Origin of the sequence: Paracoccus sp. PAMC 22219, assembly GCF_000787695.1 — a bacterium.
Lineage (GTDB): Bacteria > Pseudomonadota > Alphaproteobacteria > Rhodobacterales > Rhodobacteraceae > Paracoccus.
The window spans coordinates 1-9,759 of record NZ_BBPH01000192.1 but is presented as its reverse complement, the minus strand read 5'-3'; the positions used below and the strand labels follow the sequence as shown (position 1 = coordinate 9,759).

The following is a 9,759-nucleotide window of genomic DNA, read 5'->3' as shown; positions in this document are numbered from 1 at the left end:
TGGGCGGAAAGGGCGAAGGCCGCAATGACCCCGCTGTCGGGCCGCACGCCCCCGGCCTTGCGTGCAGTACTCACCGAATGGCCGCTCGTCTCCGCCCCGATGGCTGAGGCCCTGACCAGCGCCAGCCGAGCAGCCGTCCAGCGCAACCTCGCCTGGATGGAGGAACAGGGTCTGATCCGGGAGATGACCGGGCAGGGGCGGTATCGGATGTGGCGAGCGGCGATCTGACGGTGGCAGGGATGTGCCTCGCCTTTCGGGCTCCCCCTCCGCTACGGGGGCGGATCTCAGTCCAGACAGAGACCCGAAACTGTGCCCTTGTGTCGCGTAGCACTTAAATGCGGCATACGAAACTCAATAAAATCAATGGAGCAGCTTTGCCATCAAAGGCGGTATCTTGCCGTTAAATTCGACATTCTTGCCATTAAAACTGACACAAGGTGCGCAGAGTTGGACGGTTGGCAGCGATGGAAGGTGATGACGAAGACTTTGGCGATGCATGGGATTAGACGCTGCTCGCTGCAGTCTACCGTATTTATCGTGCGGAACAGGAGAAGACTTCCGCGAGCTGGCGCCTGAGTATTATATTTAAGGGAAACAAACGCCGCCCAATGCGTCGTGTACCGGAATTAAGGACAACGCGACACCTACCGATGCTTCGGATGCGAAGATCTGATTTGGTGCCTCGCCCGCCGGGTCTTGCCGCTGCGGGCGGAGCAATATGATGACCAAACTGCCGCGTTCCCACCTCCAAGGACCCTTCCCTACTTTGGTCAGGTCACCCCGTCCCAGATCAGGCCTGGCATGGCGGTTTGCTATGCCCCCTGAGCACTAAACCGTATGTAACTGGAATTATCGGTTAACTTTCCTTGTCAGTGGCACGATCCGGTGCTCCGAACAGCCGTGTCCCGACACCCACAGACTCTGCCAGCACCATGGTCAGATCTTCCTGCCCAAGATCGGGCCTTGCATGGCGGCTGAGAAAACAGAACATTCCAAAGACGCTGCCATCGGCCCGCCTGACCGGCACGGACAGATGGCTGCCGATCGGGATCATCTGCGTGATCGGCAAATCAGTCGCTATGGCGTGCTGACTGGTATCGGTGATCAAGCTGGGCAGACCGCCATCCAGGATGTGTTTGCAGTAGACTTCCCTCAGATCCATGCTCTGGCTCGGGCGGATCATCGCCTCGAGGCCAGGGGCACTGACCGCTCGAAATACCGCCCGTTCCTGTACGAATTCGGAGAGATAGGCGACTTCCATCCCCAGTGTCTCGCGCACGGTATCAAGTGCATTTTGAATTGCAGCACTATCGGCCGGGCTGGCGGAGAGAGCGGACTGTGGGATGGACTCTTGTGGCATGGCGATCCTCGAGATGAGTGTTACAAGTCCATCATATGTGAAGCGCGCAACTTCATCGTACGCAAAGCATGACGCATTCTATGTATCAAGAGACACGTCGCCACAGGGGCGTATTGCGACGGATAACAAGTTTCAGGCAGCAATCTTGCGTCCCGCCATCACGCCCAAGTGCAATGCTTCATCACAGAGACATGATGAACAGGATGTGTCTGGCAGTGTCAGGCCGCCGATAAGGGGCGTTGAGGCATAGCAGATCGTCTGTTCGCATAGGGGCTCGACAGCCTTCTTCCGAAATTTGCTGAGCCCGCACTGCCAATGGGTAATTGGAATTGGCTCAGGACAGCGACCAAGTTGTTGGAGTACTACCGAAGAGTACCGGCCGTTGCAGTCTTCTGCTCTGCTACGGCGGCTTTGTGATGGGTCACGTGATCAAGGAGGGTCACGCCGGCACTGATCTCCTCCAGACCGATGAGCAACTCCCCGGGAATAGCAAAGTGACGAAAGCTACGATCTGACGCCTGCTGGTCTTCAAGGACGAGGATATCGGAACAGCTGACTGTCAGCATGGCGCCAGTTGTGGCCGGTTTTGTCGTGTGGCGGAGCTGACCCGCGACTGTTTCTACCCTGCGCGTGCAGTCGGGCTGGCGCTTGAGGCCCGCGTCGTGGCAGGGCGCACCGGTGGCAGCGTAGATCTCCTGTTCGAAGGTAGCGTCACCAAGCGTCAAATGATCGCCAATAAAGGCTAAACCCTCAGCAGAGACTTCTGGCTGCGTTGCTCACGCGGCCAGTGCAAGGGCCCCTGCGTAAGACAGGGTCAGGCTAAGCCTTCTTCTCCCGCCTCAGAAGATGTTTCACCAGCGCCATAATGGCCAGCGTAAGTACCACCACCACGAGCAGCATGAACAGCCCGCATGCCAGCATCATCGTTCCCATTACCGGACCCTCCATCATTCCCATGCATTCACTAGCTGCAGTAAAAGGCGATGCCGCACTCGCGGAATGCCTTACGCTGACACAATCGGATTTTGCGTTTTTCTATTTAATGATACGAGTTATTTTCGGGACCGCATAACGAGGGTCCTCATGATAGTCGATGATATTGGCAAAACGACCATCGGCATCAAACAAAAACACGCCTGCAGTGTGATCCATTGTGTAATCACCCTCCTCTGCGGGCACCTTTCTGTATGTGGCCCGAAATCCCTTCGCAGCCGCCTTGATCTGGGGCAGGGAGCCCGTCAACCCCGTTATGCGGGGATCGAAATTTGACAAATAATCGCCCAGTATCTCCGGAGTGTCACGTTCCGGATCTACTGAAATCAGAACCGTATTCATCTGATCCGCTTGGGGCCCGAGGGTCTCAAGCCAGCCGGAGATATCACTGAGGGTGGTGGGGCAAATATCCGGACACCAGGTGAAACCGAAGAACACCATTGTCGGGCGACCCAGCCAATCCTGCGGCTCGACCGTCTTTCCATCCTGATCCATCAGGGTGAATGACATGCGATCGATCGGGAGGGGCAGAACGCCCGCAGTGTCCTGTGCCCGATCACGCGTTTGCCACCAGCCAACAGACAGCATGAACGCCACCGCAGCCGCAGCCATGGCAAAACCGCGCAGCAGGGTTGCCGACCTCATTCGTCGGGTGAGGTGCAGGTCGGCGCGCTTGCGCCGATATTTTGGACGGTGACGGGAATGGTCACCTCACCGGCATCGCGAAACGTCAGTGTCACAGGGAAGGTTTCGCCCTCTTTCAGAACTTGGGTCAAATCCATCAGCATGGCGTGATAGCCCCCTGGTTCCAGCGCGACCTGGCCCCCTGCGGGGACCGGAACCTCCATCGCATGTGGCATTGAGGCGATACCGTCGGTCATGACCGTCTGGTGTAGCATGGGCATATCTGCCGCAGGTGTGGTGATGGATATCAGTGCGTCATCTGCAGTGCCGGAATTGCGAATGGTCAGATAGACCACGCCGGGCCGCGCTGTGCCAATGGAGGCACGGGACCAGGCCCGAGAGACCTCCAACGAACCGGTTGTCACGGTTTCGCAGGCCAAAGCAGGGCCCGCAGCGGCGATCAGAGCGAGGGTGGCAAAGATGCGTTTCATGGCTTCACAATCTGGCTTTGAGTTCAGCGAGGATTTCGGAGGCGGGCGTGCCATAGGTAAACTGGCCAAGCCAGTCACCTTCAGGACTGATCAGGTAAAGGGCAGGGCTGTGGGACATGGCATATCCATCAGGCGCGTCCGCGCTGTCTTCACGCTCGTAATAGATGCGAAAGCTGTCCGCCGCAGCACGGGTTTGTGCTGCATCCCCGGCCAGGCCGAGAATGGAAGGGTGAAATGCCTCTGTATACTCGTCGAGGCCTAGCTCTCTGTCGCGCTCGGGGTCGATCGAAATAAAGAGCGGCTGCACGTCGTCGGACAGTTCTCCCAGATCGTCCATAACCTGAGCGACCTCGGCCAAGGTTGTCGGACAGATATCGGGACAGTTCGTGAAACCGAAAAAGACCAGCAGATGCTTGCCCGGAAAATCGGCTTGGCTGCGCAACCGCCCATCGGCATCAGGAAGCGCGAAGGTCGGACGAAACTCTGCCTGCTCGACGGAGGGTGATGACCGGTCGATGAAAACGACCGCAGCGCCAACGGCCATCAGCGCCACGGCAGCCAATGCCCAAAGGCCCTTTTGAAGTTTGCTCAATCGCATGACACCTGCATCCGTTATCTCGTCATGCGGCCTAAAGCCTCTAGCCACATGAGCTTCAAGCTGGAAAGCTTTGCGTCACGCATTGGTGACACCATGATCAGGCCAGTACTGTGATCAGCAGATTCACGTTCAGTACGATGATGGTGATGGCGATCAACACGCACAGGGCGGTGAGCCATCGGGGCGAGACCATCGGACCCATCTTGGCCCGACTGGCCGTAAACATCACCAGGGGCACGATCGCGAAGGGCAGCTGGAATGACAGGACAACCTGACTGAGAATGAGCAGCTGACCCGTTCCTTCACTTCCATAAATCAGGATCACCACTGTCGCGGGCAGGATCGCGAACCCCCTCGTGATCAGACGGCGCAACCAAGGTTGCAGCCTGAGTCTCACAAAGCCTTCCATGACGATCTGACCCGCCATGGTTGCGGTGACGGTCGAGTTCAGACCTGAGCAGAGAAGTGCCAATCCAAACAGGATCGGGGCGATTTGCGACCCCAGCAAGGGTTCAAGAAGCAAGTGCGCCTTGTCGATTTCGGCAACATTCGTCTCTCCCACAGTATGAAAGGCCGCGGCCGCTAGGATCAGGATCGATGCGTTGATCGTTAAGGCAAACATCAGGGCAATCGTGGAATCCCAGGTTGCCAGACGAAGGGCTTCCCGCTTCGACGGCAGGTCCAACCCGTAGGCTCGGGTCTGTACGATGCCAGAATGCAGGTAGAGGTTGTGCGGCATGACGGTCGCCCCGATGATGCCGAGCGCCAGATACAACATGTCGGGATTGCCGATGATTTCCCGGCTTGGCGCAAAGCCTGCGATCACCGCACTCCATTCGGGATCGGCCTGCGCGATCAGAACCGCAAAGCAAGCGGTAATCGTCCCCAGCAAAGCGATGATGAAAGCCTCAACCCAACGAAAGCCTTTGTTCTGAAGCCACAGGATTAGAAAGACATCGGCTGCCGTGATGAAGATGCCAATTTCCAAAGGGATGCTGAACAGCAGGTTGAGGCCGATGGCGGTCCCGATCACCTCAGCCAGGTCGGTTGCGATGATGGCCAGTTCGGCAAAGATCCAGAGCGGTATGGACACCCACCGGGGATAGGCATCGCGACAAGCCTGCGCCAGGTCCCGCCCGGACGCGACGGCAAGGCGCGCACACAGCGATTGCAGCAGGATCGCCATGATGTTGGATAAGAGGGCGACGAACAGGAGAGTATAGCCAAACGCGGCACCGCCGGCCAAGGACGTCGCCCAGTTCCCAGGGTCCATGTATCCAACAGCAACCAGATAGCCCGGACCTATAAAGGATAGAAAGCGCCGGAAATGCGTCGTGCCGCCGCCAACGGCGATCGTGCGGAACACTTCCGACAGGGAGGGGGTGTCGCGCTCGTGGCGCCAGGCTCCGGGGGACATCGGCGCAACCTTCATTGAAAGGAAAAGTTAGCTGCGGCTAACAATCTACCCGTTGGCTTTACCCGTCAATCGATAAGTGCGACACTTGCGAGATGACCGCAGACAATCATGCCACCGCAACCGCCAGCGATACTGTGCATCCGGACAATCGGGCAGAGGCCTTTCATGGCGTCCGTGCTGCCCGGCGCAACGAGTTGGCCGAAGACTACGTCGAACTGATCGCAGAGCTGATCCATGAACAGGGTGAAGCCCGGCCGGTGGATATCGCGGCACGATTGGGGGTGCGCGCGCCGACGGTCACCAAGGCCCTGGATCGCCTGGCCCGTGAGGGGCTGATCACCCGCGAGCGATACAGGTCCGTCTTTCTGACAGAAGAGGGGCGACGACTGGCACTGGAATGCCGCCGCCGCCATGCCATTGTGCTGCGGTTCCTGATCCGCCTCGGCCTGGATGCCGAGACGGCGGAACGAGATGCCGAAGGGATCGAGCATCACGTCAGTGAGCGCACACTGGCCTTGTTCGCGGCCTACGCCGATCGGGCCTAGGCCGCCCGGTCAGGATGCCTCCACGGCACTGCGCACATCCGCAAGCATGCTGTCCATGCTGATATCCGTCATCTGGCGACCATTGAGAAAGAAGGTCGGTGTCTGGCGTACGCCGATCGCCGCGATATCGGCCGCGTCCTGATTGAGGATGCCGACGATATCGGGGGACAGACGGGCTGTCTGCGCCTTTTCCATATCCAGACCGGCCGCAGCCGCAATTTGCCATGCAAGGTCCATTCGCGGTGCGCCATGGACAGCCCATTCCGGCTGCCGTTCCAACAGCGCATAGAGGACAGGCTCGAACTTGTCCTGCATGCGCGCAGTCTCCAGGATGCGGACCGCCTCGTCGGACCCCTCGTGAAACACCGCATAGCGCATCACGACGCGGACCTGATCGGGAAACTGCTCGCGGATGTCCTGAACGACCGGATGAAAGGCGCGGCAAGCCTCACAAGATGGATCGAAGAACTCGACCAGAGTGACCGGGGCGTCTTCTGGTCCAAAGCTGGGCGCGTGACCGCGGACCAGCATGTCTGTTTCCACAGCCGGGGCAGCAGCGGCCAGAGTGTCCGCTTCGGCCTGACGATTGCGCGTCAGCACGAGCGCGCCGCCGGCAAAGGCGGCAATCCCGATGGCAGATGTTCCGATGAGCACGGTGCGGCGGTTCATGGGCGTTTTCCTTTCGACAAGATGAGGCAGGCCAGAACGGCTGCAAAGGCGGCAAATGCAAGATAGGGGATGGGCAGGCTCAGGATCGTCTGCGCCTGGTCGGTGCAGGACGGGCCGTCCTTGGTGCAAGGCGCGATGCTCTGCGGGATCAGTCCCGCGTAAAGTCCCGAATGCCAGCCGGAAAGGACCAGTCCGGCCAGCGCCAGCGGCAATCCGTAGAGACGTGCCAGACCGTCACCGCGCCACAGTGAGATGGCCAGGACAGGCACTAGCGGAAACATGGCAATGCGCTGGTACCAGCACAGGGTGCAGGGCATCTGCCCCAATACCTCGCCGATGAACAGCGCGCCGAGCGTAGCCGCGAGTGCGACCAGAAAGGCGGACGATATTGCGAGATCATTCCGGGACAGGCCCCGGGGGTCAGGTGCGGTCAACAGAGAGTTCCTTCGAGCGGGAGGGACGGAGCATGGCTGTCAGCACAAGCAAGGCGCCGAGGCTGATCGCGATGTCGGCCCCATTAAAAGTCGGCCAGTGCCAATTACGCCAGTAGACATCCAGAAAATCGGTCACGGCACCTTGCCGCAGGCGGTCGATGATATTGCCCACAGCACCCCCCACGATCAGCGCGAGGCCTATGCATTCGCGCTTCGTGTCCGCCCGGAAGGCCATTCCCGCGAAGATGATCGTCAGGGCACCTGTCAGGGCAACCATCAGCAAGGGACGACCTGCCATAAGGTCCGACATCATGCCGAAACTCGCCCCTTCGTTGAAACCAAGCGTCAGATTGAAGCCGGGAGAGACGGCATGAACCTCCCCGGGAGACAAGCTCCGCAGGACCGCGAGCTTGGTAATCTGATCGGCAGCCGCAGTAGCGACGATCATCGCCAGGATCAGAAGCGTCTTCATTGCAGTGACCTTTCCCGGATGCCGATCCAGCGCGGAACGGACTGGCAATAGGTGTCGTAAGCAGGGCCTAGCGTCCGCCGCAATTCACGTTCTTCTGAGCGGACCTGAACAAGCGCCGAGCCTGCAAACAGCAGGACCCCAAAAATTGTCGGGATGGAGGGCACGGCCAGAGCGGTTCCGAGCAGCAACATGAGCTGACCCACAAAAACCGGGTTGCGGCTGAAACCGAATAATCCACCCGTGACAAGTGCGCCGGTCGCGCCCTCGGCCACACCGATCCGCCATGACGCAGCCATCGACATCTGGGCGGCAAATGCCAGCATCGCGCCCAGGCTGGCCATGAACAGTCCCGCCAGACCGATCCACACAGAATTGTGGAAAGCCCGCAGGGGATCAAGATCGCCCATGCTCGGCATGAGACGCCATGCCAACGACCCAAGGAGGGCCAGAGCGAACGCAGCTCGGAAGCCTAGCGCTACAAGACGGTCGCCGCCCGTGGCGTGATGGAACAACCAGACCGGACGATGCGCCTCCCGGGCATTGATCGCAGAGCCCCAGAAGAACAGGGCCAGATAGGCGCCAAGAAGAACCAGCGCTGCACTGCCCATTCCAGTCATCATCGCCTCAGCGCTTCTGTTCGGGATTGTAGCGCAAGAGGCGCAGGGCGTTCAGGGTCACAAGAACCGTCGCGCCCGTATCAGCCAGGATCGCGATCCATAGACCGGTCATGCCAAGGACGGTGGTGACCAAGAAAATAGCCTTTAATCCTAGCGCGATACTGACGTTCTGCCGGATATTGGCCATTGTGGCCTGCGCCAGCCGGATCTGGGCCGGAATGTCGGTCACCCTGTCGCGCAGGATGGCCGCATCGGCCGTCTCCAGCGCGACGTCCGTGCCGGAGCCCATCGCGACACCGATGCTGGCCTGTTTCAGGGCCGGAGCGTCATTGATGCCATCCCCGATCATCATGACGCCACCTTGAGCGTTCATGTCGCGAATGGCGGCCAGCTTGTCTTCAGGCATCATCTCGGCCTCGAAGCGGATGTTTAGCCCTTCGGCGATGGCGGCAGCAGTGCGTGGGTTGTCGCCGGTCAGCATGATCGAGGAGATGCCCATTTCGGCCAGCTGGCGCACAGCCTCCGCCGCATCGGGCCGCAGCTCGTCACGCATGGCGATGAGACCGAGCGGGACGCCTTTGCGATAGACGGCGACGGCGGTCTTGCCCTCATCCTCGAAGATGGTCGCCTGACGCAGGCCACGACCATCCAGACCATCGTTCTCCGACGCATGCCGGGGTGAACTCACCCATGCCAAGGCATCTCCCACGGTCGCTTCGACCCCTCGTCCGGTCAAGGCGCGTGCATCGCGGGCGGGCAGGGGTGTGACGCCCGCCGTTTTGGCCCTGTCCAGGATCGCCACGGCGAGGGGATGGCTCGATCCGCTCTCGACACCAGCGGCGACCTCCAGCAGCTGCGCCTCAGTCGTGGTTCCGAACGTCACCAGGTCAGTGACCTGCGGGCGTCCGTGGGTCAGGGTCCCGGTCTTGTCGAAGGCGACATGGGAAACCTTGGCCGCGCCTCGATCACTGCGCCGCCCTTCATCAGCATTCCCCGGCGCGCGCCGGTGGACAGGCTCGATGCGATCGAGGCCGGAACCGAAATCACCAGCGCACAAGGGCAGCCGATCAGCAGGAGCGCCAGTCCACGATAGATCCAGGTATCCCATGACTGACCGAACATCAGCGGCGGGAGCACGATGACAAGGGCCGAAACCGCAACGATGGCAGGCATGTACCACCGGCTGAACCGGTCGATGAAGCGTTCCGTGGGGGCGCGGGCTTCTTCCGCTTCCTCGACCAGCCGGATGATCCGGGAAATGGTGTTGTCCTCGGCCGCTTTCGTCACGGTGACCCGCAAGACCGCTTCCGTGTTGATCGAACCGGCAAAAACATTTTCGCCCGGGCCGCGGGTCCGGGGAATGCTCTCTCCGGTCACCGGGCTTTCATCGATCCCGGACGTGCCGTCTGAAATCTCTCCGTCTGCGGGGATCCGGTCGCCGGGACGGACCAGCACCGTCTGACCGATCGTCAGGCTGGACGCGGCAACCTCGCGGGTCACGCCGTCCACCTCCAAGAGCGCCGTTTTCGGGACCAGGTT

Annotated in this window: 12 protein-coding genes and 1 pseudogene; 2 read left to right on the top strand and 11 right to left on the bottom strand. The window is 60.2% G+C overall.

The annotated features are described in order from the left end of the window. A partial coding sequence (locus TY51_RS17960; protein WP_042252263.1) for a helix-turn-helix domain-containing protein occupies positions 1-228 on the top strand: 228 nt, incomplete at its 5' end. A 628-nt stretch (positions 229-856) separates the two neighbouring features. Here TY51_RS17960 and TY51_RS17955 read toward each other — a convergent pair. The 6 genes from TY51_RS17955 to TY51_RS17930 form a co-directional block, all read right to left on the bottom strand. Then, positions 857-1,360 (bottom strand): GAF domain-containing protein, encoded by a 504-nt coding sequence (locus tag TY51_RS17955; RefSeq protein ID WP_052650436.1) that lies wholly within the window; start codon positions 1,358-1,360, stop codon positions 857-859. A gap of 362 nt (positions 1,361-1,722) precedes the next feature. After that, complete coding sequence (locus tag TY51_RS17950) at positions 1,723-2,085, bottom strand: hypothetical protein (RefSeq protein ID WP_042252256.1); 363 nt, start codon at positions 2,083-2,085, stop codon at positions 1,723-1,725. A 310-nt stretch (positions 2,086-2,395) separates the two neighbouring features. Further along, positions 2,396-2,998 carry an SCO family protein gene (locus tag TY51_RS17945; RefSeq protein ID WP_042252251.1) on the bottom strand — a complete coding sequence of 201 codons (603 nt, stop codon included), beginning with the start codon at positions 2,996-2,998 and terminating at the stop codon, positions 2,396-2,398. Continuing rightward, the gene (locus TY51_RS17940; protein WP_042252249.1) at positions 2,995-3,468 is read right to left on the bottom strand and encodes a copper chaperone PCu(A)C; all 474 of its coding nucleotides are present in this window, start codon (positions 3,466-3,468) and stop codon (positions 2,995-2,997) included. Before TY51_RS17940 ends, TY51_RS17945 begins: the two co-directional genes overlap by 4 nt. Positions 3,469-3,472: 4 nt before the next feature. Then, on the bottom strand, positions 3,473-4,066 hold the full coding sequence (locus TY51_RS17935) for an SCO family protein (RefSeq protein ID WP_042252247.1): 594 nt from the start codon (positions 4,064-4,066) through the stop codon (positions 3,473-3,475). A gap of 97 nt (positions 4,067-4,163) precedes the next feature. Then, entirely contained in the window at positions 4,164-5,483 is a 1,320-nt protein-coding gene (locus TY51_RS17930) for an Nramp family divalent metal transporter (protein ID WP_197054828.1), read from the bottom strand. 92 nt (positions 5,484-5,575) lie between these two features. On the opposite strand from TY51_RS17930, the gene mntR reads away from it, so the two are divergent. Then, complete coding sequence (gene mntR, locus TY51_RS17925; RefSeq protein ID WP_042252241.1) at positions 5,576-6,028, top strand: manganese-binding transcriptional regulator MntR; 453 nt, start codon at positions 5,576-5,578, stop codon at positions 6,026-6,028. Positions 6,029-6,037: 9 nt separating this feature from the next. Here the strand turns inward: mntR and TY51_RS17920 are convergent, their stop codons facing one another. The 5 genes and pseudogenes from TY51_RS17920 to TY51_RS17900 all read right to left on the bottom strand — a co-directional run. Further along, complete coding sequence (locus TY51_RS17920; protein WP_042252239.1) at positions 6,038-6,697, bottom strand: thioredoxin domain-containing protein; 660 nt, start codon at positions 6,695-6,697, stop codon at positions 6,038-6,040. After that, positions 6,694-7,131, bottom strand: coding sequence for a disulfide bond formation protein B (locus tag TY51_RS17915; RefSeq protein ID WP_373947182.1), 438 nt, complete (start codon positions 7,129-7,131; stop codon positions 6,694-6,696). The genes TY51_RS17920 and TY51_RS17915 overlap by 4 nt, the downstream gene beginning before the upstream one ends. Beyond that, complete coding sequence (gene lspA / locus TY51_RS17910; protein WP_042252236.1) at positions 7,118-7,603, bottom strand: signal peptidase II; 486 nt, start codon at positions 7,601-7,603, stop codon at positions 7,118-7,120. The genes TY51_RS17915 and lspA overlap by 14 nt, the downstream gene beginning before the upstream one ends. Further along, positions 7,600-8,211 (bottom strand): isoprenylcysteine carboxylmethyltransferase family protein, encoded by a 612-nt coding sequence (locus TY51_RS17905; RefSeq protein ID WP_052650434.1) that lies wholly within the window; start codon positions 8,209-8,211, stop codon positions 7,600-7,602. The genes lspA and TY51_RS17905 overlap by 4 nt, the downstream gene beginning before the upstream one ends. A gap of 16 nt (positions 8,212-8,227) precedes the next feature. Beyond that, positions 8,228-9,759, bottom strand: a pseudogene (locus tag TY51_RS17900) (heavy metal translocating P-type ATPase); the annotation flags it as partial.